This is a genomic window from Actinoplanes sp. ATCC 53533, from assembly GCF_003947245.1.
The window spans coordinates 42,613-62,519 of the sequence record NZ_QHHV01000039.1; the positions used below are offsets into that span (position 1 = coordinate 42,613).

General features: G+C 73.2%; 21 protein-coding genes. 6 read left to right on the plus strand and 15 right to left on the minus strand.

Annotation, left to right across the window (positions count from 1 at the left end):
* Positions 1–15 precede the first annotated feature (15 nt).
* Positions 16–762, plus strand: coding sequence for an SDR family oxidoreductase (locus DMB66_RS14780; RefSeq protein WP_125804646.1), 747 nt, complete (start codon positions 16–18; stop codon positions 760–762).
* On the opposite strand, the gene egtD is transcribed toward DMB66_RS14780, so the two are convergent.
* From egtD to DMB66_RS14805, 5 genes are all read right to left on the minus strand, one after another.
* Positions 759–1,724 (minus strand): L-histidine N(alpha)-methyltransferase, encoded by a 966-nt coding sequence (gene egtD, locus DMB66_RS14785; protein WP_125804647.1) that lies wholly within the window; start codon positions 1,722–1,724, stop codon positions 759–761. The genes DMB66_RS14780 and egtD overlap by 4 nt on opposite strands.
* Positions 1,721–2,470: an ergothioneine biosynthesis protein EgtC gene (egtC, locus tag DMB66_RS14790; protein ID WP_125804648.1), complete on the minus strand. Its 750-nt coding sequence runs from the start codon at positions 2,468–2,470 to the stop codon at positions 1,721–1,723. Before egtC ends, egtD begins: the two co-directional genes overlap by 4 nt.
* The gene (gene egtB / locus DMB66_RS14795; RefSeq protein WP_125804649.1) at positions 2,470–3,777 is read right to left on the minus strand and encodes an ergothioneine biosynthesis protein EgtB; all 1,308 of its coding nucleotides are present in this window, start codon (positions 3,775–3,777) and stop codon (positions 2,470–2,472) included. Before egtB ends, egtC begins: the two co-directional genes overlap by 1 nt.
* Entirely contained in the window at positions 3,774–5,012 is a 1,239-nt protein-coding gene (gene egtA / locus DMB66_RS14800) for an ergothioneine biosynthesis glutamate--cysteine ligase EgtA (RefSeq protein WP_125804650.1), read from the minus strand. The genes egtB and egtA overlap by 4 nt, the downstream gene beginning before the upstream one ends.
* An 89-nt stretch (positions 5,013–5,101) precedes the next feature.
* Positions 5,102–5,842 (minus strand): class I SAM-dependent methyltransferase, encoded by a 741-nt coding sequence (locus DMB66_RS14805; protein ID WP_125804651.1) that lies wholly within the window; start codon positions 5,840–5,842, stop codon positions 5,102–5,104.
* Here DMB66_RS14805 and DMB66_RS14810 point away from each other — a divergent pair.
* Positions 5,841–6,821, plus strand: coding sequence for a hypothetical protein (locus tag DMB66_RS14810; RefSeq protein ID WP_125804652.1), 981 nt, complete (start codon positions 5,841–5,843; stop codon positions 6,819–6,821). The genes DMB66_RS14805 and DMB66_RS14810 overlap by 2 nt on opposite strands.
* 27 nt (positions 6,822–6,848) lie before the next feature.
* Here the strand turns inward: DMB66_RS14810 and DMB66_RS14815 are convergent, their stop codons facing one another.
* The 3 genes from DMB66_RS14815 to DMB66_RS14825 form a co-directional block, all read right to left on the minus strand.
* Positions 6,849–7,703 carry an oxidoreductase gene (locus DMB66_RS14815; RefSeq protein ID WP_125804653.1) on the minus strand — a complete coding sequence of 285 codons (855 nt, stop codon included), beginning with the start codon at positions 7,701–7,703 and terminating at the stop codon, positions 6,849–6,851.
* Positions 7,704–7,779: 76 nt separating this feature from the next.
* Positions 7,780–8,841: a low specificity L-threonine aldolase gene (locus DMB66_RS14820; RefSeq protein WP_125804654.1), complete on the minus strand. Its 1,062-nt coding sequence runs from the start codon at positions 8,839–8,841 to the stop codon at positions 7,780–7,782.
* 53 nt (positions 8,842–8,894) lie between these two features.
* On the minus strand, positions 8,895–9,935 hold the full coding sequence (locus DMB66_RS14825; protein WP_125804677.1) for a MerR family transcriptional regulator: 1,041 nt from the start codon (positions 9,933–9,935) through the stop codon (positions 8,895–8,897).
* A gap of 94 nt (positions 9,936–10,029) precedes the next feature.
* Between DMB66_RS14825 and DMB66_RS14830 the strand changes: the two genes are divergently transcribed.
* The gene (locus DMB66_RS14830) at positions 10,030–10,482 is read left to right on the plus strand and encodes a helix-turn-helix transcriptional regulator (RefSeq protein WP_125804678.1); all 453 of its coding nucleotides are present in this window, start codon (positions 10,030–10,032) and stop codon (positions 10,480–10,482) included.
* Positions 10,483–10,492: 10 nt separating this feature from the next.
* Entirely contained in the window at positions 10,493–10,921 is a 429-nt protein-coding gene (locus DMB66_RS14835) for a VOC family protein (protein ID WP_125804655.1), read from the plus strand.
* Here DMB66_RS14835 and DMB66_RS14840 read toward each other — a convergent pair.
* Positions 10,911–13,610, minus strand: a complete 2,700-nt coding sequence (locus tag DMB66_RS14840; RefSeq protein ID WP_125804656.1) for a hypothetical protein — start codon at positions 13,608–13,610, stop codon at positions 10,911–10,913. The genes DMB66_RS14835 and DMB66_RS14840 overlap by 11 nt on opposite strands.
* A gap of 43 nt (positions 13,611–13,653) precedes the next feature.
* Complete coding sequence (locus DMB66_RS14845) at positions 13,654–14,247, minus strand: LysE/ArgO family amino acid transporter (protein WP_125804657.1); 594 nt, start codon at positions 14,245–14,247, stop codon at positions 13,654–13,656.
* A 72-nt stretch (positions 14,248–14,319) separates the two neighbouring features.
* On the opposite strand from DMB66_RS14845, the gene DMB66_RS14850 reads away from it, so the two are divergent.
* On the plus strand, positions 14,320–15,174 hold the full coding sequence (locus DMB66_RS14850; RefSeq protein ID WP_125804658.1) for a LysR family transcriptional regulator ArgP: 855 nt from the start codon (positions 14,320–14,322) through the stop codon (positions 15,172–15,174).
* Here the strand turns inward: DMB66_RS14850 and dapD are convergent.
* Genes dapD through DMB66_RS14870 form a run of 4 tightly spaced genes read right to left on the minus strand, consistent with a single transcriptional unit; the run spans position 15,171 to position 18,373 of the window.
* Positions 15,171–16,118: a 2,3,4,5-tetrahydropyridine-2,6-dicarboxylate N-succinyltransferase gene (gene dapD / locus DMB66_RS14855; protein ID WP_125804659.1), complete on the minus strand. Its 948-nt coding sequence runs from the start codon at positions 16,116–16,118 to the stop codon at positions 15,171–15,173. The two genes, DMB66_RS14850 and dapD, sit on opposite strands and share 4 nt — an antisense overlap.
* 43 nt (positions 16,119–16,161) lie before the next feature.
* The gene (locus DMB66_RS14860) at positions 16,162–16,512 is read right to left on the minus strand and encodes a hypothetical protein (protein ID WP_125804660.1); all 351 of its coding nucleotides are present in this window, start codon (positions 16,510–16,512) and stop codon (positions 16,162–16,164) included.
* Between the two features lie 11 nt (positions 16,513–16,523).
* Positions 16,524–18,077 (minus strand): hypothetical protein, encoded by a 1,554-nt coding sequence (locus DMB66_RS14865; RefSeq protein WP_125804661.1) that lies wholly within the window; start codon positions 18,075–18,077, stop codon positions 16,524–16,526.
* Positions 18,074–18,373: a type VII secretion target gene (locus DMB66_RS14870; protein WP_125804662.1), complete on the minus strand. Its 300-nt coding sequence runs from the start codon at positions 18,371–18,373 to the stop codon at positions 18,074–18,076. Before DMB66_RS14870 ends, DMB66_RS14865 begins: the two co-directional genes overlap by 4 nt.
* A 122-nt stretch (positions 18,374–18,495) precedes the next feature.
* On the opposite strand from DMB66_RS14870, the gene dapE reads away from it, so the two are divergent.
* The gene (gene dapE, locus DMB66_RS14875) at positions 18,496–19,572 is read left to right on the plus strand and encodes a succinyl-diaminopimelate desuccinylase (protein ID WP_125804663.1); all 1,077 of its coding nucleotides are present in this window, start codon (positions 18,496–18,498) and stop codon (positions 19,570–19,572) included.
* A 3-nt stretch (positions 19,573–19,575) separates the two neighbouring features.
* Here the strand turns inward: dapE and DMB66_RS62565 are convergent, their stop codons facing one another.
* The gene (locus DMB66_RS62565; RefSeq protein WP_199752360.1) at positions 19,576–19,740 is read right to left on the minus strand and encodes a hypothetical protein; all 165 of its coding nucleotides are present in this window, start codon (positions 19,738–19,740) and stop codon (positions 19,576–19,578) included.
* Positions 19,741–19,907 lie beyond the last annotated feature (167 nt).

Genomic DNA, 19,907 nt, shown 5'->3' on the forward strand with positions numbered 1-19,907 from the left:
AGAAGGAGACGGCACATGCTGCTCGACGGCAGGAACGCGATCATCTATGGCGGCGGCGGATCGATCGGTGGCGCGATCGCCCGGGCGTACGCGGCCCAGGGCGCCCGGGTCTTCCTCGCCGGCCGGACCCGCGCCACCCTCGCCGCCGTGGCCGGCCCGATCGGCGCGGAGATCGCCGAGGTCGACGCGCTGGACGCCGACGCGGTCGACGCGCATGCCGACGCCGTGGCCGCCACGGCGGGTGGCATCGACATCTCGGTCAACCTGATCGCCGACCACGACGTGCAGGGCACGGCCATGGTGGACATGCCGCTCGACGACTACCTGAGCCCGGTCGTCACCTCCGTACGCTCGAAGTTCCTGACCGCCCGGGCCGCCGCCCGGCACATGATGCCCCGGGGCTCCGGGGTGATCCTGACCTTCGGCGGCTCGGGCGACCCCACCGCGGCCCGCCGTTACCGGCTCGGCGGCCTGCTGACCGGTTTCGAGGCGATCGAGGCGATGCGCCGCCAGCTCGCCGCCGAGCTGGGCCCGCACGGCATCCGGGTCGTCACCCTGCGGACCGGCGGCGTGCCGGAGGCGATCCCGGTCGCCTTCGCGGGCCGCGCCGCGATCGAGGCGGATCTGACGGCGCGGACCCTGCTCGGCCGCACCGCGACCCTCGAAGACGTCGGTCACGTGGCGGTCTTCGCCGCTTCGGACTGGGCCCGCACGATCACCGGCGCCGCGCTCAACATGACGTGCGGCGCCGTCGTGGATTAGACCGCCTGCACCATGGAGACCGCGAACAGGTCCGCCGGGTCGGTCCAGAAGTGCCGCAGGGCGAAGCGCGCCGCCGCCAACTCGGCCGCCAGGCCCTCCCGGCGGAACTTCGCCGAGATCTCGGTGCGCAGCTCCTCCCCGGCGGCGAACTCCACGGTCAGGTCGAGATCGCGGATGGACACGCGCTGCGCCGAGGTGGCCCGCAGCCGCATCTCGATCCACTCGTGCTCGGCGTCCCAGAGCGCGACGTGGGCGAAGGCGTCCACGTCGAAGTCCGCCCCGAGCCGGTTGTTGACCACGCGCAGCACGTTGCGGTTGAACTCGGCGGTGACCCCGGCCGCGTCGTCGTACGCGGGCACCACCACTGCCGGGTCCTTGACCAGGTCGGTGCCGAGCAGCAGCCACTCGCCGGGCTGGAGCGCCGCCCGCAGCCGGGTCAGGAACTCGGCGCGCTCGGCGGGGACCAGGTTGCCGATGGTGCCGCCGAGGAACGCGACCATCCGGCTGTCGCCGTCCGGGATGTGCGCCAGGTGCCGGGTCAGGTCGCCGACCACGCCCCGGACGGACAGCCCGGGGTAGCGCACGGCGAGCCGGTCGACGGCCTCGCCCAGCGCGGAGGCCGACACGTCGAGCGGGACGAACGAGCCCAGCGTGCCGTGCGCGAGCAGCGCGTCGAGCAGCAGGACGGTCTTCTCCGAGGAGCCGGAGCCGAGCTCGACCAGGGTCTTGGCCTCGCTGATCCGGGCGATCTCGGCGGCGTGCCCGGTGAGGATCGCGCGTTCGGTGCGGGTCGGGTAATACTCCGGCAGCCGGGTGATGTCCTCGAACAGTTCGCTGCCCCGGGCGTCGTAGAACCACTTCGGTGGCAGCGATTTCGGGGTCGCGGTCAGCCCGGCGGCCACGTCGCCGCGCAGCGTACGGTCGAGGTCCTGATCGTCGAGATGGATCTCCAGCGCGCTCATGATCTCCCTAGGGCGGTGATGTCCAGTCCGGACGGTGTGGCGACCAGCAGATGGCCGTCCGGCACGGCCTGCCAGGCCGGGCCGGGATCGATGGGTTCGGAGCTGACCAGCACGGACGCGGCGTCCGCGCGGACGGAGAGGGCATGGCCGGCCGTGCTGGCGACGATCTGCCGTCCGTCGGTCAGCAGCAGGTTGAGCCGGGAGCCGGGCGCGGCCGCCGAGACCTCCGTGACCGTCTCGGCCAGCGCCTTGGCGGCCGGCACCCCGGCCCGCAGCCGGTCGCGGACCAGGGCCCAGAGCAGCGCCGCGTCGGTCGGGGCGTCGAGGGTCAGCAGGTCACGCACCGGCAGCCGGGCGGCCGGCCCGGCCACCGAGTCGGGCCAGCCCTTGACGACCCCGTTGTGGCTGAACAACCACGGCCCCTCGGCGAACGGCGCCGCCGCGGTCTCGACCACCGGCATGCCGACCGTGGCCGAGCGGACCGCCGCGAGCACGCCACCCGAGCGGGTGTGCGCGGCGAGCGCCGGCAGCGCGGCGTCCGACCAGAGCGGTGCCGCGCTGCGGTAGCGCACCGGGTCGGCGCCGTCGCCCGGATACCAGGCCACGCCGAAGCCGTCGGCGTTGATGGTGCCGCCGCCGCGCATGTCCCGCGGCGCCCACGCCTGCTGGGCCAGGGCGTGCGGCGCGTCGAACAGCAGCCGCGCCAGCGGCAGGGATGGACCCAGGTAGGCCAGATGGCGGCACATCAGCCGACGCCGGGCCCGGCGTCGCGGGCACAGCGGAAGCCGCTGAAGATCTGCCGTCGCACGGGGTGGTCCCAGTTGCGGAAGGTGCCGCGGCAGGCGGCCCGGTCGGTGCCGAAGGAGCCGCCCCGCAGCACCCGGTAGTCGCCGCCGAAGAACACCTGCGAATACTCCTCGTACGGGAACACGGCGAAGCCCGGGTAGGGGTGGAAGCCGGAACTCGTCCACTCCCACACGTCGCCGATGAGCTGGTGCACGCCCAGCGGCGAGGCGCCGTCGGGGTAGGCGCCGACGGGGGCGGGCGACAGGTGGCGCTGGCCGAGGTTGGCGTGCCGTGGCTCCGGGTCCTCGTCACCCCAGGGGAAGCGCCGGGACCGCCCGGACGCCGGGTCGAAGCGGGCGGCCTTCTCCCACTCCGCCTCGGTGGGCAGCCGGCGTCCGGCCCAGGCGGCGTAGGCCTCCGCCTCGAAGAAGCAGACGTGCACCACCGGCTGGTCCGGCACGATCCGCTCGGTGCGCCCGAACGCCGTGGCCGCCCAGCCGTCGCCGTCGCGTTGCCAGTGCAGGGGCGCGGTCAGGCCGGCCTGCTGGCGGTGGGCCCAGCCCCGCTCGCTCCACCAGCGTGGATCGTCGTAGCCGCCCGCGGCGATGAACTCCGCATACCGGCCGTTGGTCACCGGCGCGGCGTCGATGAAGAAGGCGGGCACCTGCACGGTGTGCGCGGGCCGCTCGTTGTCCAGCGCCCACGCCTCGGTGTCGGTGCCCATCGCGAACGGGCCGCCGGGGATCAGCACCTCGCCGGAGACGCCCACCCGGGCCGGCGGCGGCGGATCCGCCGCCAGCACCGGCGCGCCGGTGCGCAACTGGTGGGTGGCCAGCATCGTCTCGTCGTGCTGCTGCTCGTGCTGCACGATCATGCCGAAGGCGAACCCGTCCGCGAGCAGCGGCCGGCCCTCGTCCAGCCGCACCCGGTCCAGCACGTCGAGGGCCTTGTCCCGGACCTGCCCGACGTAGGCGCGGGCCTCGGCGGGGCCGAGCAGCGGCAGGGCCGGGCGGTCGCCGCGCGGATGCTTGAACGCGTCATAGAGCTCGTCGATGTCGCGGCGCACCGGCTCGCGGCCGCCGACGTCCCGGACGAGCCAGAGCTCCTCCTGGTTGCCGACGTGCGCCAGGTCCCAGACCAGCGGCGACATCAGCGGCGAGTGCTGCCGGACGAGATCGGCGTCGTCCACGGCGTCGGTCAGCAGGGCCGTGCGGGCGCGGGCGCGCTCCAGCTCGGCGGCGACGGCGAGGCGGAGATCCGGGGTCATCGGTGTGCGTCCTTCCGGGTGCCGGCGCGCTCCAGGCGCCGGTCGACGATGTCGGTGACCTCGTCCCGCACGGCGGGGGGCAGGCCGGTGCTGTCGAGGTTGCGGCAGGCCAGATCCAGCAGGTCGGTGGCGGTGCGCCGGATCGCGGGGTCGGCCAGCCCGGCGCGGGCGGCGGTCACCCACTCGCCGGCCGTGGCGGCGGCGACCGCGCGGGCCGCGTCGGTGGTCGCGTCGTCGGCGAGCAGCGCCGTCACCACCGCGGCCGGGGCGATCCACTCGGTGCCGGGCTGGGTGTCGAGGTAGCGGACCTCGAGGTAGCCGCGCGGCCGGACCGGCGGGAACAGCGTGCTCAGGTGGTAGTCGAGGTCGTCCACCCGCGGCGGATCGCCCAGCGCGCCGTCGATCCAGTCGGCGAAGCTGACCCCGGCCGGCACGTCCCAGGACTGCTCGCCCCGGCGCACGCACAGCAGCGGCGCGGCGAGGGCGTAGTCGGCCCAGCCGGTGGCCAGGTCGCCGGGGGTGCTGACCGGCCGGGTGCGGCCGGGATCGATGCCGTACCAGGTGGCCATCCGGGCCGAGGCCCAGCCGGTGTCGCGGCCGGCGTGCCGGCCCGAGGTGGCGAACGCGGCCAGCAACGCCGGCCCCATCTCGTGCAGGGCGCCCCAGCGGTGCGGCAGTTGCCGTTCGGTGCCGGCGTCGAGGCAGATCTGCATGCCGGCGGTGCTGCACATCATCGTGCGGCCGTGCCGGCCGGCGGCGTCGAAACTGCGCTGCATGGCGGCATATCGCGGGGTCTGCAGCATGCGCCGGGGCGACCGGTACGGATCGAGGCCGGTGTCACCCAGGACCAGGCCCGAGCGGGCCAGCAGGGCAGTGAGGTGCGCCTGGTCGGCGCTGAGGGATTGGTGCAATTCGGTGAGGGAGCCGGCCGGCGCCGAGGAGATCTCGAGCTGGCCGCCGGGCTCGACGGTCACCGCGCCACCGCCGGGTAGGACTGCGCCGGAGTGGGGATTGCCGAGTGCGGATGGTGCGTGGGTGCCGAGGGCTGTGCGCAGGTCGGCGGCTTCCAGGTAGGCCGCCGGGGCGTCGGAGCGATGGACGGTCCATTCCAATTCGACGCCGATGCGCCGGGGTGGACCGGTTTTGAAGCAGATGCCGGAGATGTGGTCGGCGGCCTGAGCGAGATGCCGCAGGACGCCGTCGGACCTCTTGTCTTCGTGACTGAAGGTGGGCATGCCCCTCCCCCGAGTAGATCAGTCCACGCCGGACCTTACCGACAATAGGCCGAGCTCGTATAGGTTGCCTGCGCCACACTCATCGCCGGTCAAGGCCGCGACGCCTGGACCAGAAAGCGGTGCGCGGTAGCCGCGTAGTGACCGTGGGTGCGGATGATCGCGTCGATCCGGCGCAGCGCGCGGTCGTACCGCTGGGGAGTGAAATCCCGGATCTGCCAGGGCACCGCCCGCAGCTGATAGACCAGCGCGCCGATGTCGTGGAACGTCAGCGCCGGGCGTTCCTCGCGGACGTCGGTCACGGTCAGCCCGGCCGCCTCCAGGGCCGCGACGGCCTTCGCCGCCGTCCAGCTCGTCGCGTACGGCGGTGGCGCGCCCAGCTCGGCGTTCAGGTCCTTCAGGTCGTCGCTGCCGACCTGCTGGCTCAGCAGCGTCCCACCCGGCTTGAGCAGGCGGGCGATGTCCTCGGCGGGCAACCGGCCGTGCCGGCTCAGCACCACGTCGAACTCGTTCTCCCCGCCCGGGAGCTCGGTGACCACCGACACCCCGAACGGCGTCAGCCGGTCCCGGGCCACCGGCACGTTCGACGCCCAGCTCTCCACCGCCACGGTGTGCGCGGGCAGCGGCGTCAGCTCCACGAGCAGCTCACCGCCGCCGGTGTCGAGATCCAGCAGGCTGCCCGCGTGCCGCAGCAGCGGCCGGGCCAGCCCGGGATAGGACCAGGACGGATCGGAACCGACCGCGCGGCCGTCGAGCCAGGCGAACTCCCACCCGGTGATCTGCACCCCGACGGCCTCATCGACGAGTCGGCCGTAATCCGGTGAAGTGCGCATGCCCGACGGTAACCGGGCTGCTCCGCGCGGCGCGACCGGGTTCGGCCCGGTCTACCATCCGGACATGGTGCGCCTCTGCGGTCGGACTGAAGTCGCAGCGATCGATGCGCGACCGTTCCTCGCCGCCCTGCCGGAACTGCTCGCCGGCTGGCGTGCGCTGGTCTTCGTCGACGGCGTGGTCCGGCATCCGGTCACCGAGCGCCCGCACGGCGGGCTGCGGGTCGTCGACGGGCGGCATCCGTTGCCGGGTGTGACCTACCGGCTGGTGCTGCGCGAAGACGAGGTGCCGGCCCCGACGGCCGAGGAAGCGGCGGTGGCGGCCCGGCTGGTGCACGCGGACGCGAAGGCCGCGACCGAGTGGGAGCGCGGCCGGATCGCCGCGGCGCGGGCCACCGGGCGGGTGGAAACGACCTGGCACGCGTACGCGATCAGGCTCGAAGCCGACGAGCGGGAACGGACGTGCTTCACCGTGCACCACGACGGCTCGGGCACCCGGGCGCGGGTCGAGCTCTCCCCGGGGCCGGCCGGCGTGCAACTGGAGGTGCCGGACTGGCTCGGCGCCCGCGGGCTGCTCAGTGGCATGGTGACCGTGCGGGTGCAGGTCGATCCGAGCCGGCTGCCGCCGTACGGGAACACCGAACCGCAACTGGTCGCGGCGGTGACCCACCCGCGCGGCCGGGCCACCGCGGAGCTGGCCGTGACCGCGGCCGAGCCGGGCCGCTGGCTGGTGACCACCCAGGCGAGCGCCCAGGGGGCCGGCTGGCTGCGGCCGTTCGTCGGGCTGCTCGCGCCGCTCATGAAGCGGCCGGCGCAACGCGGCCTGGACGGCTTCCTGGCGGGGCTGCCGGCGCGCCTGGAGGCGCTGAACGAAGGGATCGCCGCCCGATACCCGGACCCGCCGGACCCGCACACCCTGGCGGGCCAGGTCCTGGCCGACCTGATCTCGGCCGTCCCGACGACGGCCCCCGCTCCGGCCTGAGCCGCCCGCTCACGCCGGCGCGGGCTGTCAGTCGGTGATCGTGTCCAGGATCTTGCGGGCTTCGTCGTCCAGGCGGACCCGGCGGGCGGTCATGTTGTCGATCAGGTGGCCGAGCGATGACGTGCCCGGAATGAGCAGGACGTTCGGGCCCAGCTCCAGCAGCCAGGCCAGCGCGACCTGGGACGGCAGCGCCTCCAGCCGCTCCGCGACGGCGATCAGCTCCGGGTGGGTGAGCAGCCCGTCGGCCCCGGCGAAGGCCGAGCCGAGCGGGAAGAACGGCACGAACGCGATGCCCAGCTCCTGGCACTCGCGCAGCAGCGGCAGCGACTCGCGGGCCAGCAGGTTCAGCGGGTTCTGCACGCAGACGATCTCCGTGCGCTGCACCGCGTGCACGAGCTGCTGGCGGGACACGTTGCTCAGCCCGATCCCGGCGATCAGGCCCTCGTCCCGGATGGCGATCATCGCGTCGAGCTGCGCGTCGAAATCGCCACCGCCGTCCAACAACCGCAGGTTGACCGCGTCCAGCCGGTCGACCCCGAGCGAGCGCAAGTTGTCGAGCACGCCGGCCCGCAACTGCTCCGGCGCCAGCGCCGGCAGCCAGCGCCCGCTGTCGTCCCGGGCCGCGCCGACCTTGCTGACCAAGACAAGATCATCCGGGTACGGCCGCAGCGCCTCGCGGATCAGGCCGTTGACCACGTCCGGTCCGTAGTACTGCGCGGTGTCGATGTGGTTGACGCCCAGCTCCACCGCCTTGCGCAGGACGTCGAGTGCGGTGGCGCGGTCACGTGGTGGTCCGAAGGCCCCGGGCCCGGCGAGCTGCATCGCGCCGAAGCCGATCCGTCGCACCGAGCGGTCGCCGAGCGGAAAGGTGTCATCAGTCACGCCCCTCACTCTACGATTCCCACCCGGTTCCGCCAGAGGTCACCGAAATGCCCGACCCTATTCGGGCCCGCGCGGCTCAGCAGAGGTCGGCGAGGATCTCGGCGATCGCTTCCGGCTTGTGGCGCATCGTCGCCCGGCCGACGGACAGCTCGCAGCGCACCACCCCCGGGTCGCCGGTCTCGACCGGGCTCGGCCACACCCACAGCCCGGTCTCCTCGGAGATCCGCTTCGCGTTCGCCCGGAAGCGCTCCGAAGTCGTCGCGAACAGCAGATGCATCATCGGCGTCTGCGGCGGGTCGGGCACCACCCGGACCGTTGGCACCCGGGCCAGCGCCGCCGCGATGGCCCGGGCGTGCGCCAGCCGGGCCGGCATCTCGGCCAGCGCGGCGTCGAGCAGCCCCAGCGCCGACGCCGCGGCCGGCCACATGGCGAACAACGTCCCGCCCAGCCGCCCCCGCCACTCCCGCACCTGGGCGACATCCGACGCCGACCCGGCCACGCAGCAGCCCGGCAGCGCCCCGATGCCCTTGTAGAACGACACGTACACGGTGTCGAAGAGGGCGGCGATCTCGGCGGGGCTGCGCTCGTAGCCGGCGCTGGCCTCCCACAGCCGGGCACCGTCGAGGTGCACGGCGGCGCCCCGGTCACGGGCCCACGAGGTCTGCGCGACCAGCTCGTCCCACGGCGGCAGCGACCCGCCGAGATCACGCTGCGGAAGCTCCAGCAGGAGCGCCGCCACCGGCTCGGCCACGCCGTTCAGGTCGTCGATCCGGATCAGCCGTTCGAAGTCGCCGACCGGCCGCCCGACGAGCTGGTGCAGCCGCGCATAGCCCTGCCCCTCGTGCCGCTCGACGTGCGAGTACGGATGCCAGACGATCGTCCGGCTGGTGCGCTGATCGGCGTGCACGCGCAGGGCGGCACCCTGCGCCATGGTGCCGCTGGGCAGGAACACCGCGGCCGGCTTGCCGAGCACGGTGGCGACGTGCGCCTCCAGCTCGGCCACGACACCGCCCTCGCCGTACAGGTCGGTGGCGGTATCGGGGTCGATCGTGGCGAGCATCTCCGGCGGCCGGAGCAGGCCGTTGCTGTTCAGAGCGTCGGTGCAGGCGGCCCGGCGGGCGTTGAGGTCGTCATCCACCGCGCCAGTCTGTCGTGTTACCGCCCCGGTGTCAGGGTGCCGGCGGATGTCCGCTAGCGGCGCACGGGCATGAGGAGCGAGAACGTGCCGGTGCCGCGTACCGCCAGGGGTTTGATCGGGCCGTCGAGCTCCAGGACCAGCTGGCCGGCGCCGCCCGCGCCGAGGGCCTGGAGCAGGAATTCGCGGTTGACCGCGACGTGCGCCTCCTCGTCGGCGGCCCACTCCGCATCGGCCGCGACCCGCAGCCCGCCGGCCGGATCCAGGCCCAGCACGGTGACGTCGAACTGCCTGCCCTCGTGCTCCCGGGGCACGGCCGGCACCGCGCCGACCGCCGCGCGCAGGGCCGACACGTCGACCGTCACCTGCCGGGTGCCGGCCGCGCCGAGGTCGATCAGGCGGCGATAGTCGGGGAAGTCGACGTCGATCGGCTTGCCCTCGACAAGCCGCCCGTCGACCTCGGCGCTGAGCAGGTCCGGGGTCAGCGTGAGCACCGCCGGGCCGTCCCCGGCGAGCAGCGCGCGCAAGTCGGCTATGAACGGCAGGGGCGCCACGAGCCTGGCCGGCGGCCCGGAGCCGGCGGTGGCAGCCTCGGCGACGGCCAGCCGGTAGCGGTCGGTCGCCACCACGGTCAGCCCCGCGGCCCCGGTCTCGAACAGCACCCCGCCCAGCGGGAGCTCGGGGTCGGTGGAGGCGGCGAAGCGGACCGCGTCGAGGGCGGCGGCGAGGGCGGCGGCGGGCAGCGAGATTCTGGTCACGGTGTGCTCCTGAAGATCCAGCAGGGCATGGACGCGGGAGAGCTCACGACGGGCGTCGGCGAGGCCGTCCTCCAGCCGGCGCAGGTGCTCGTCGAGCAGCTCGCGCACCGCCGGGGGATTCCGCAGCTCCGCGACCGCGCGGGTGATCCCGGCGACCGGCATCCCCACCCGGCGCAGCCCCGCCACCAGTCGGGCCGCCCGGAGCTGGTCGTCGCTGTAGCGGCGGTAGCCGGTCGTGGGATCCACCTCGGCCGGGACCAGCACCCCGGCCCCGTCGTAGAAGCGCAGCGCGCTGATGCTCAGGCCGCTGGCCCGCGCGATCTCCCCGATGCCGTACATGTCGTCGCTCTCCACACCTGAGACCCTGCTGTCTCGACCTGCTCGAGGGTCAAGCGCCTGTGCGATGGTGCTTGTCATGGCGCGTGACGTGGTGATGGTGAACGGTCGGCCGGGCTCGGGCAAGTGCGGACCCGCGGACGAGCTGGGCCTGCTGCGCCGGGCCCGCGACCGGATGGACCGCGACTATGCCCAGCCGCTCGACGTGGCCGCGCTGGCCCGGACCGCGTGCATGTCGCCCAGCCACTTCAGCCGCCGCTTCCGGGCCGCCTACGGCGAATCCCCGTACGGCTATCTCATGACCCGCCGCATCGAGCGGGCCAAGGCGCTGCTGCGCCGCGGCGATGTCGGCGTCACCGAGGCCTGCGTCCGGGTGGGTTGCACCTCGCTGGGCTCCTTCAGCGCCAGCTTCTCCGCCCTGGTCGGCGAGTCGCCGTCCGCCTACCGCGCCCGGGACCACCGGGCGGCCGGCGCCATCCCGGGCTGCGTGCTCAGCCGGCTGGGGCGACCGGGTCGGTTTCGAGAAGCGGCCGCCGCCCGGGCCTCCTAGCGTGGTCGGCATGACTCTCTCGCTGTCGCACTGCTTCCTGATCGTGCACGACTACGACGCGGCGCTCGCCTTCTATCGCGACGTCCTGGGCCTCGAGGTGCGCAACGACGTGACCTTCGAGGAGAACCGCTGGCTGACCCTGAGCGCACCGGAGCAGCCCGGGGTGGAGATCGGCCTGGAGATACCCGGCTACTTCCCGCACACCTCGCCCGCCGACCGGCAGGCGACGGCGGACCTGCTGGCCAAGGGCCTGCTGCCGGGCATCATCTTCCGCACCGACGACTGCGACAAGACCTTCGAGAAGGTGCGGGCGGCGGGCGCCGAGGTGATCCAGGAGCCGATCGACCAGCCGTACGGCGTCCGCGACTGCGCCTTCCGCGACCCCTCGGGAAACATGGTCCGGTTCTCCGAGGGGTCGGCGGATGGGCTCAATCCGTGACGGTTCCGGTCACCGTGCCCAGCGGGGGCGGCTCCTCCTCGCCCCGGCCGCTCCGCGTCAGCTCGATCTGGACCACCTCGTCGGGCTCGTCCGTCGAGTCGACGACGGTCGGGATGGTCAGCTCACCGGCCAGCTCACCGGGCGCCACCTCGGTGTAGGGCTGCAGATAGGTCTGGGACAGCGGCCGCGACGGCAGCGGCTCCTCGCCGGTCTGCTCCGTGAACCAGGTCGGGTCGACGTCCGTGCTGGACAGCTCGGTGCCGGTGGCGGGTGGCTGCAGGCCGCCCGCCACCCAGATCGGGATCTCCGCGGCGGCGGACAGCCGGATCCGCCAGGACAGCGTGCCGCCCTCGGCGACTCGGTCCGCGACCGGCTCGACGGTGATCCGAGGCGCGGGGTCGTCGTCGTTCACCAGTACGCCGCCGATGTAGTCCCCGATCACCGTGCCCCGCACGGCCTTGGCGTTCAGCACGGAGGCCTCCCCGGCGCCGTAGAGCGTGTCGCCGGTGACCTCGACCGGCACCCGGATGGTCCGGGTGCCCGGCCGGACCGCGACCAGCCACGACCTGGTCTCGGAGGTGTTGCCGTCGGTGAGGAACATCCGCACCTGACCGGTGCCGCGGCCGGTCACCTTGACCGGCACCTGGTAGGTCCGGGTGCCCGCATCCCCCTCGGCGACCCTGAGCTCACCGATGTCGATCCGCGGCAGCGAGACCGGCCGCACCGCCGGGGTGCCCGGCCGCCAACCCCACGCGTCGATCAGCCAGGCCCGGCCGGCGGCGCCGCGCGGCGTCAACTCCAGCTTCGCCACCTTGCCGCGAACCTGCTTGATCGGCACCCGGACCTCCTGGCCCCAGTGCGCGGTCGTGTATTCGGTGCCGGGCAGGCCGTCCAGGCGGACCTCGCCGAGCTCGGTCCGGCGGCCGGTCGTGTCGGTGACGGCGACACCGAACCGGTTGTTCGTGGTGTTGGGCGGCACCACCAGCCGCAGGGCCAGGTCACGCGCGCCGGCGACGCTGACGGGCCGGCCCGGCCGCAGCGCGACCGGCTGCCCCGGCGCCGACCAGGTCATGTCGACGGCGTAGCGGCCCGGCTCGCGGGCGAAGCCGAACGGGACGAAGTGCGGGGACGGGCTGAACCAGGCGTCGGTGGCCAGGCACGCCTTGGTCGCGTCGTCGGTGACCTGCTCGCAGAGCCGCCCGCCGGTGACCTTGACGGACTCGTCGGGGATGAGCGCGGCGGTGCGCCCGGCGCCGATCGCGTGGCTGAGCACCCGGGCCGTGCCGGCGGACGGGGCCCGCACGCCGGAGCCGTCGAGCAGCGGCCGGACCCGGTCGTCAGCACCGACGAAGAGCCGCGCGGCAGCCGCGATGTACGTCGCACCGACCGTCTGCTCCTGCTGCGCCGTGAGCCGGGTCGCGGTGCCGGGCGAGCACACCGGGTCGGGCACCTCGCCACCGTAGAAGTCGTCGAAGGACGGCGCGACCGACTGGCCCGGCGTCCACTCGGTGTTGAAGAAGTTGTGGTTGGCGCCGATGGCGTACAGCGAGCTGTGCAGGGCCTTGCCCCGGCTGACCCCGCGGGTGGCGTCGACGAAGATCTGACCCTGCAGGTCGGCGACGTCGCCGTCGCAGCCGGGCAGGATCGTCGCGGACGGCACGTCCGGAACGGGGTTCTGCCCAAAGATCGTCGGGCCGATCAGCAGCATGCCGCGGATCGCCCAGCGGACCTTGCCGTGGTAGCCGTCCTGCGCGGCGGGTGGCGGGGTGAGGCTGTCCATCGCGGCGCGGCTGACGCCCTCGCCGCCACGGGAGTGTCCCATGAGGAACACCTTGGACAGGTCCGCCCGCGGCGCGGACTTCACGATGGCCGGTGCGTTCGCCCGCCCGGCGCCGGCCCAGTCGGCCCAGCGCGCGAGGTGCAGCCGCACCAGGGAGGACCGGGCCTGGGCGCCGCCGTCGAAGGCGGCGAAGTCCTGGCCGTTGATGCCGTTGGCCGAGATCGACACGGTGACGTATCCCTGCGAGGCCAGCAGCTCCTGGGCCTGGAGATAGCCGCGGTGGCTCGGGATCGGCAGCGTGCCCTCGGCGCAGGGCCAGTCGCCGCTCAGCGCGTCCTCGTCGGCGCCCTTGAAGCAGGTGTAGTGCCGCCCGTGCAGGAACAACGCGAGCGGGCGCGGGCCGGGCGCACCTCGCGGGGCGACCACCACCCCCTGCATCTCGACCGGTGCCGGGAAGTCCGGCAGCTTCACCCCGGGCAGCGTGTATTCGCCGGTGACCGTCCGGTACGGCCCCTTGACGCCGGGATCCACCTTGCTGGCCGGGAGAGCCTGCGGCGCCGCCGGTGGCACTGCCGCCCGCTTGCGCGCCGATGCCGGCGGGGCCGCGTCGAGGCGCCGGCCGCCGGCGCGGACCTGCAGGTCCCGCAGGCTCCTGGCGTGCTCCAGCGGCAGCCGGAAGGTGCGGTCGTCGGCCGCCGCCTGCGGCCGGCCCAGCAACTGGTCACCGGCGTAGAACTCGACCGCCGCGTCGCCCATCGGGATCCGCTTGTCGGCCCGCCAGGTCAGCTGGCCGTCCGTCACCGACCAGCCGTCGTCCGGCGCCGGATCGGGCGGGGCCGCCCATGCCTGACCCGCGCCACTCACCAGTAAAGCCGCGGCAAGCGCCGCCGATACGAGAAGTCTCCGCATGCCTCCGTGTCTACCGAATACATGCAAATGGTTCGATTGATGACTAAACAAGCAGGGTGCCGGCGACGCCGGCCATGACCACCGCGATCAGGCCGTCGAGCACCCGCCAGGCCGTCGGCCGGGACAGCACGGGCGCGAGCCGGTGCGCGCCCAGGCCCAGGCCCGCGAACCACACCGCGCTCGCCAGCGCCGCGCCGATTCCGAACAGCCACCGGTGCGGATATTGCTGCGCGAGCGAGCCGAGCAGCAGGACGGTGTCGAGGTAGACGTGCGGGTTGAGGTAGGTCAGCGCGAGGCAGGTCAACAGCGTCGCGCGCAGCGTCGCCGGGGCCTGGCCGGCCGGCTTCAGCGCGCTCGGCCGCCACGCCCGCTTCGCGGCCAGCGCCGCATAGCTCAGCAGGAACGCGGCGCCGACCCAGCGGATCACGGTCACCACGGTGGGCTGCGCGGCCACGGCCGCGCCGAGCCCGGCGATCCCGGCCGAGATCAGCACCAGGTCCGAGACGGCACAGATCACGACCACCGGCAGTACGTGCTCCCGGCGCAGTCCCTGGCGCAGCACGAACGCGTTCTGGGCGCCGATGGCGACGATGAGCACGACGGTGGCGGCGAAGCCGGCAAGCGCGGAGGTGAGCACCCGCTCGACGCTAGGGCCGGACCGTGGTGTACTCCAGCTAAAGATTCTTCATTAACATTAGGGATTCTGTTCTTGGACGCGATCCAGCTGGCGACCTTCCAAGCGGTCATCGAGGACGGCAGCTTCGAGGCCGCCGCCCGGACGCTGCACGTCACCCCGTCCGCCGTCAGCCAGCGGATCAAGGCCCTGGAGCAGGCCGTCGGCCAGGTCCTGGTGCGCCGGACCAAGCCGTGCGAGGCCACCGAGGCCGGCCAGCCGCTGGTACGGCTCGCCGGCCAGCTCGCGCTGCTCGAACGCGAGGCCCTGGACGCGGCCCGGGGCGGTCTGGCGGGCGGTGGCCGCACCCGCATCTCGGTGGTCGTGAACGCCGACTCCCTGCACAACTGGTTCATGCCCGCGTTGGCCGCGATCCCGGCGGAGCTGGCCCTGAGCTTCGACCTGCACCAGGACGACGAGGACTACACCGCGGAGCTGCTGCGGGCGGGCACGGCGATGGCCGCGGTGACGGCGCAACACGTGGCGGTCAAGGGCTGCCGAGTGGAGAAGCTGGGCGCGATGCGCTATCTCGCGGTGGCCGCCCCGGGCCACTTCGCGGACTTCGCCACCACGCCGATGCTCGTCTTCAACCGCAAGGATCGCCTCCAGCACCGCTTCCTCGCCGCGCTGGGCCACGGCGGGAAGGAGCCGCCGATCCACTACGTACCGGCGGCGAATGCCTTCGTCGAGGCGATCCGGCTGGGCCTGGGCTGGGGCATGGTCCCGGAGCAGACCGCCCGCGAGGACTTCGCCGCGGGCCGGGGCGTTGATCTGGCCCCGGGCCGGCACATGGACGTGCCGCTCTACTGGCAGTACTGGCGGATGGAATCGACGGTGTTGACGGCCCTGACCACCGCGGTCAAGGCCGTCGCGGCCGGGGCGTTGCGTTAGTCGTTGGCGTGCAGGGCGGCGTTGAGCTCGATGCCCGTGCCCTTGCGCGGCCGGGCCTCCAGGGCGCCGGTCACCGAGTTGCGCCAGAACAGCAGGCCGGGCACGCCGGAGAGCTCGCGGGCCTTGACCACCCGGCCGTCCGGCAGCGTCAGCTTCGACCCCGCGGTGATGTAGCAACCGGCCTCGACCACGCAGTCGTCGCCGAGCGAGATGCCGATGCCGGCGTTCGCGCCGAGCAGGCTGCGCTCGCCGATCGACACCTTGTCCTTGCCGCCGCCGGAGAGCGTACCCATGATCGACGAGCCGGCGCCGACGTCGGAGCTGTCCCCGACGACGACACCCTGCACGATGCGGCCCTCGACCATCGAGGTGCCCAGCGTCCCGGCGTTGAAGTTGCAGAAACCCTCGTGCATGACGGTGGTCCCGCTGGCCAGATGCGCACCGAGCCGCACCCGGTCGGCGTCGGCGATCCGCACCCCGGAGGGCGTCACGTAGTCGGTCATCCGCGGGAACTTGTCGACACCGAACACGGAGAGATGCCGGCCGGCGGCGCGCTCGATGAGGCGCAACTCGTCCACCCGATCCGGCGGGCACGGCCCGGCCGACGTCCAGGCGACGTTCGCCAGCATGCCGAAGATGCCGTCGAGGTTCTGCTCGTTCGGCCGCACCAGCCGGTGCGACAACAGGTGCAACCGCAGGTACGCGTCCGAGGCGTCCTTGATCGGGTCGGCGAGCGAACCGATCTCGACCCGCACCTCGACCGTGGTGAGGCCGGCGAGCGCCTTCGGCCCGGTGAGGCCGGCGGGAAGCGTGGGCGCCTGGTCACCGATGGCGCCGAGACCGAGGAAACCACTCGGATACCAGGTGTCGAGCACCTGGCCCTCGGCGGTGACGGTGGCGAGGCCGATGCCCCAGGCAGGCGAGGTCGAGATCGCGGTACTCACCCCGCGAACCCTACTAGGACCCGACAGTGCCTCGACCCCCGGATCACCGTCCGCCGGCGCGGGCGTCGACGATCGCCGCGACCGCGTCCAGCCAGCGTGCGAAGGGCTCGTCGGCATCGTCGGCGGCCGCCAGCGCGAGCCACGGTCTCACCAGCGCCGACTGCTCCGCCGTGGGGAGCGGCTGGGCGAGCTGGACCGCATAGCCCGCACCGCCCCGGCGGACGACCTCCGCCAGAAAGCTCAGCGACCGGGGTGGCACACCGGCCCGGTCGGCCTGGATCGCCGCCGAGACCGCGCAACCGGTCACCAGCTGCCGCGCGGGCTCCGCCGAACGCAGGGCCTCGGTGATCGCCGCCGCCACGTCCACGGTCGCCATCTGCTCGTCGGTCCGCATGCCGGGCCTGCTCATAGACCTGCCTTCGCCGGCAGCCGGATCGTGCTCGGGGTGGACGGGATCTCCGGGTCGATGCTGTCCACCCGGCCCTCGACGAAGTCCCGCTCCGTGATCCAGTAGGTGTAGCCCCACGGGTTGTACACCTGCAGCTGATCACCGGAGTGCCCGATCACCATCAGCTGATGGGTCTCACCCCGCTCGTGGGTGGAGAACGGCACCGGATAGCCCTCGTCGACCGCCCGTTCGATCGACGGGATCGTCGCCTCCCGGGCAGCCACGTCGGCCAGCTCGACGTTGCCGTAGCCGGCCCCGGTGCGCGGGGCGATCACCTCGTTCGCCGCGGTCTCCGACTGCTCGGAGGTCATGCCGTCGTCGCCGAAGTGCTCCTGGAACCAGGTGCGGCCGCCGTCGTAGACCTGTTGCTGTTCGTCCCGGAGGCGGTTGGCGAACGCGGCCGGGTTGTCGAACTCGGGATCACCGGGATGGCCGCCGGTCGTGAGCCGCAGCGCGTAGAGCGGGTCCACCTCGGCGAGCGCGGTCACCGTCGACGTGGCGACGCAGGTGGGCTGGTTTCCCTGCGCCCACCGGGCGGATCCGAACGAGACGTGGTCCTTGCCCGGGGTCGGACTCTCGACGTCCATGGACAGCGGGCTCAGGTGTTCCTCCAGCCAGCCCGGGTCGTCGCCGTGCCCGGCGATCAGCTGGTCGAATTCGGCCACCTCCGGCACCGAATGCCCCGCCGCCAGCGTTTTCAGCAGGTAGGCCCGGTGCTCCGGGGAGGCCGCCGCCGCCAGCAGGCCGGTCAGCCGGGCCCGGTCGTCGTCGCTCAGCGCCGCCAGGGCCTCGGCCGCCCGCTGGTCCATCGCCGGGGTCAGCACCGGGGGGTGCGGCACCATCGTCCGCGTCCAGCCGGCTCCGGCGATCACCACCTCGTCGACCGCCGACAGCGGCGAGTCGCTCAGCCGGCCGGTGCGGGCCTGCGTCTCGATCTCGTGCAGGGCCGTGGCGAAGTCCTCCGCCGCGTTACGCATGGCGATGTGCGCGTCGACCCGGCTGTCGATCTTCGTGATCGCCCGCGCGTGCTGCTCGCGCATCACCTGGCCCTCGTACTCCAGGTTGGGCACCGGGCCCCAGGCCATCGCGCCGACCGTGGTGGCGATCTCGGCCAGCCCGGCCGCGTTCGCCCGGTCACCGGGCTCGAGCTGCACCCGCTCGGCGTGCTGCCGGACCTGACCGCTGATCGCGCGGAACGCCGTCAGCGCCCGGAACATGTCGTCGGCGAGCGCCCCCAGCGCCTCGTTCGCGCTGACGTGGGTGTCGCCGGTCCAGACCTCGCTGATGCCGATCTTGTGCAGCGGGTCGGCCGCCTCCAGCGCCCGCTCCACCGACTGCGCGACGGTCTCGCAGTAGTCCGCGATCGTGCGCAGCTCGTCGGCGTCGCCACCGAAGGTCGGCACGGCCGCCGCCGCGGCGCAGGCCGCCGCGAGCTCGTCGGCACCCCAGACGCCGTGCGCGTCGTGGATGTCGTCCTGCAGGTCCTGCAGCCGGTCCAGTTCGTCGCTCATCGGCTGCCGGCCAGCCGCCCGGAGCCGCGCGCGTCGGACGCGTCGTAGTCGGTGGCGGCCGCGTCGAGGGCGTCCGCCAGCTGCCGCGCAGCCTCGGCCAGCACTTCGGTCTCCTTCTCCCAGGCGGCGACCGCCGCCCGGTACGGCCCCGGTGTGGTGTAGGTGTCGAAGGCCCCACCGACCCGGAAGTCGCGCTCGGGCCCGCCGGCCTGAATCCCGGCCCGCCGGAGGTTCTCGGCCACCTCGCGGCGGAGCTTCGTCGCGGCCGCCCGTAACTGTGCAGAATCGACCTGCATCGTCGTTCGCCTCCCGACAATCCGAACCCGGGAATCCTAGTCGGAAACCACCCCCCGTGTCCGTCCCGTCTCACTCCGCGCATCGGCGTCCCGCTTCCCGGCTGAGCGGTAATGTGCCGCTCATGGCGAACCCGCTGACCCCCGACGTGCTCGTCGATCCGGTGGTGCTCACCCGCACCCTGGTCGACATCGAGTCCGTCTCCCGCGACGAGAAGGCCATCGCCGACTGCGTCGAGGAAGTCCTGCGGCAGGCGCCGCACCTGCACACCGAGCGGTTCGGCAACACGGTCATGGCCCGTACCGACCTGGGCCGCGAGCGCCGGGTCGTGCTCGCCGGCCACCTCGACACGGTCCCGCTCAACGACAACTTCCCGTCGACCGTGGTCGACGACCTGATCTACGGCTGCGGCACCTCGGACATGAAATCCGGGGTCGCCCTGGCCCTGCACCTGGCGGCGACCCTGCCCGAGCCCGGCTACGACATCACCTACCTCTTCTATGAGGCGGAGGAGATCGAGGCGCGGTTCAACGGCCTGCATCTGGTCGCGCAGAGCCGTCCGGAGTGGCTCCGGGCCGACTTCGCGTTGCTGCTGGAGCCCACGTACGGCGTGGTGGAGGCCGGCTGTCAGGGCACGCTGCAGGCCCGGATCCGGACCCACGGCCGGCGCGCGCACCCGGCGCGGGCCTGGCGCGGAGTGAACGCGATCCACGGGGCCGGTGAGGTGCTACGCCGGCTCGCCGACTACCGCCCGCGCACGGTGACCATCGACGGGTGTACGTACCGTGAGGGGTTGAATGCTGTTCGGATAGCCGGCGGCGTAGCCGGCAACGTGATCCCCGACGAGTGCGAGGTCGAGGTCAACCTGCGCTTCGCCCCGGACCGCTCCGAGCGGCAGGCGCTCGATCACGTGCGCGAGGTCTTCGCGGATTTCGACGTGGAAGTGACCGACTCGGCGCCCGGGGCGCTGCCCGGGCTGAGCGCGGAGCCGGCGCGGGAATTCCTGACCGCCGTCGGTGCGGAGCCGGCCGCGAAGCTCGGCTGGACCGATGTGGCGCGTTTCGCCGCGCTGGGCATTCCGGCGCTGAACTACGGTCCGGGCGATCCGGCGTTGGCCCACGCCCCGGACGAGCACGTCGAGATCGGCAAGATCCGGGACGGCGCGGCCACGCTGCACCGGTGGCTGACCTCGTACGAGTAGGGGTCAGGCCGGCTCGGCGGGCCGGGGTATCTCCACCGTGGTCTCCGGGTCGAAGGACGGCTCCGCGCCGGGCGGCGGCAGGGCGAGGGCCATCCGGCGCTCCTCGACCACGAGGCGGATGCGCCGCTGCATGCGGCGCTGCATCTTCATACGCTCGTAACGGGTCATCACGGTGGCTCCTCTGCCCAGATGCCCGGCCGGGGGCCGGGCGCCGTGTCTGCGCCGTGCGGGGTGGTAACTGTACAGACGCTCCAGAGCTACCGTCCGTTGCTTCAATCTGGCAAAAAGGCCGCTGCGTCGCAATCCTCTTCCCGAAACCCAACCGGTTATTCACC

What these genes read in the sequence shown, in the direction of transcription:
- DMB66_RS14780 (WP_125804646.1), top strand. Translation starts at nt 16, where the DNA reads ATGCTGCTCGACGGCAGGAACGCGATCATCTATGGCGGCGGCGGATCG.
- egtD (WP_125804647.1), bottom strand. Translation starts at nt 1,724, where the DNA reads ATGAGCGCGCTGGAGATCCATCTCGACGATCAGGACCTCGACCGTACG.
- egtC (WP_125804648.1), bottom strand. Translation starts at nt 2,470, where the DNA reads ATGTGCCGCCATCTGGCCTACCTGGGTCCATCCCTGCCGCTGGCGCGG.
- egtB (WP_125804649.1), bottom strand. Translation starts at nt 3,777, where the DNA reads ATGACCCCGGATCTCCGCCTCGCCGTCGCCGCCGAGCTGGAGCGCGCC.
- egtA (WP_125804650.1), bottom strand. Translation starts at nt 5,012, where the DNA reads ATGCCCACCTTCAGTCACGAAGACAAGAGGTCCGACGGCGTCCTGCGG.
- DMB66_RS14810 (WP_125804652.1), top strand. Translation starts at nt 5,841, where the DNA reads ATGCCCGACGGTAACCGGGCTGCTCCGCGCGGCGCGACCGGGTTCGGC.
- DMB66_RS14805 (WP_125804651.1), bottom strand. Translation starts at nt 5,842, where the DNA reads ATGCGCACTTCACCGGATTACGGCCGACTCGTCGATGAGGCCGTCGGG.
- DMB66_RS14825 (WP_125804677.1), bottom strand. Translation starts at nt 9,935, where the DNA reads ATGTACGGCATCGGGGAGATCGCGCGGGCCAGCGGCCTGAGCATCAGC.
- DMB66_RS14830 (WP_125804678.1), top strand. Translation starts at nt 10,030, where the DNA reads ATGGTGAACGGTCGGCCGGGCTCGGGCAAGTGCGGACCCGCGGACGAG.
- DMB66_RS14835 (WP_125804655.1), top strand. Translation starts at nt 10,493, where the DNA reads ATGACTCTCTCGCTGTCGCACTGCTTCCTGATCGTGCACGACTACGAC.
- DMB66_RS14840 (WP_125804656.1), bottom strand. Translation starts at nt 13,610, where the DNA reads ATGCGGAGACTTCTCGTATCGGCGGCGCTTGCCGCGGCTTTACTGGTG.
- DMB66_RS14860 (WP_125804660.1), bottom strand. Translation starts at nt 16,512, where the DNA reads ATGCGGACCGACGAGCAGATGGCGACCGTGGACGTGGCGGCGGCGATC.
- DMB66_RS14865 (WP_125804661.1), bottom strand. Translation starts at nt 18,077, where the DNA reads ATGAGCGACGAACTGGACCGGCTGCAGGACCTGCAGGACGACATCCAC.
- DMB66_RS14870 (WP_125804662.1), bottom strand. Translation starts at nt 18,373, where the DNA reads ATGCAGGTCGATTCTGCACAGTTACGGGCGGCCGCGACGAAGCTCCGC.
- dapE (WP_125804663.1), top strand. Translation starts at nt 18,496, where the DNA reads ATGGCGAACCCGCTGACCCCCGACGTGCTCGTCGATCCGGTGGTGCTC.
- DMB66_RS62565 (WP_199752360.1), bottom strand. Translation starts at nt 19,740, where the DNA reads ATGACCCGTTACGAGCGTATGAAGATGCAGCGCCGCATGCAGCGGCGC.